Annotated in this window: 1 protein-coding gene; it reads left to right on the top strand. The window is 65.9% G+C overall.

Features of this window, described 5'->3' with window-relative positions:
- Positions 1 to 208, top strand: a 208-nt coding sequence (locus O4220_RS27800) for an alpha-hydroxy-acid oxidizing protein (RefSeq protein ID WP_269608755.1), incomplete at both ends; no start/stop codon positions are given.

The following is a 208-nucleotide window of genomic DNA, read 5'->3' as shown; positions in this document are numbered from 1 at the left end:
CGTGGGAGGACATCGCGTGGTTGCGTGAGCAGTGGGACGGGCCGTTCATGCTCAAGGGCATCGGGCGGGTCGATGACGCGTTGCGGGCCGTCGATGCCGGTGTCACGGCGATTTCGGTGTCCAATCATGGTGGGAACAACTTGGACGGTTCGGCGGCGTCGATTCGGGTGTTGCCGGCGATCGCGGAGGCGGTGGGGGATCAGGTGGA

Origin of the sequence: Rhodococcus ruber, from assembly GCF_027270735.1 — a bacterium.
Lineage (GTDB): Bacteria > Actinomycetota > Actinomycetes > Mycobacteriales > Mycobacteriaceae > Rhodococcoides > Rhodococcoides rubrum_A.
Note: the sequence above shows the minus strand (reverse complement) of the source record. Positions and strands in the feature narration are given on the sequence as shown.